General features: G+C 66.7%; 1 protein-coding gene and 1 pseudogene. One reads left to right on the top strand and one right to left on the bottom strand.

All coding sequences use genetic code 11. The features are described 5' to 3' along the window. A partial coding sequence (locus FGF04_RS39605) for a transposase family protein (protein WP_328596407.1) occupies window positions 1-187 on the top strand: 187 nt, incomplete at its 5' end. Window positions 188-510: 323 nt separating this feature from the next. Here FGF04_RS39605 and FGF04_RS40780 read toward each other — a convergent pair. After that, a pseudogene (locus FGF04_RS40780) lies at window positions 511-759 on the bottom strand (transposase family protein); the annotation flags it as partial.

Here is a 759-nt window from a genome sequence, read left to right as displayed (position 1 = left end):
ACGCGCGCTGCTGCCAGGCCAGGAGGCCGACAACGCGGACCACCGCACGGTGCGGGCCCGGGTGGAACATGTCATCGGCCGCATGAAGAACTACAAGATCCTCCGCGACTGCCGCCAACACGGCGACGGCCTCCACCACGCCGTCCAGGCCGTCGCCCACATGCACAACCTCGCCCTCGCATCATGACCAGAAGACTGTCATCACGGGTCCTGACCTGCCCAAACGCGGCCTTATGCAACACCCTCTAAGGGCTGTCCCGTAATTCCCGGTGGGCGCACGACGACAGCTACGGCACCTCGCGGCGTTGCCGGATCGCCCGAATACACCCGGTATGAGGGCGACCCGGCGCCTTGCGATGCACCGCATCTGACGCCGCGCGCTGATCCACCGGGAATTACGGGACAGCCCTTAAAGGGTGTTGCATAAGGCCGTGAACTGGGCATCTCCGGTGTATGGCTGGGGTGCTGAGGGCTGAACGCGTGTGGGTGGAGACGTTCACGGGGCTGCGGTGGCAGCAGCGCGCGTCGGGGACGTTTGCGGTGCGGGGTGACCATGCCGCAGTTGAGGTAGGCGCCGTCGGCGAGCACGGTCACGTCCTGGCAGTGTTCGGCCAGTCCGGAGGCCCGCCAGGCATGCGCATCCGCAGTGGTGCCCGGCACCGGAGGACCTGTCGCAATGACAAGCCGGGTGTCCGCGTCCACGATGACCTGCACATTCGCCGAGAACCGATAGTTGCGGCTGGACGCTCCGACCTTGCG

It is taken from the genome of Streptomyces apricus, from assembly GCF_008369065.1.
In the GTDB taxonomy this organism is placed as follows: Bacteria; Actinomycetota; Actinomycetes; order Streptomycetales; family Streptomycetaceae; genus Streptomyces; species Streptomyces apricus.
This window is presented reverse-complemented; position numbering and strand designations above follow the sequence as displayed.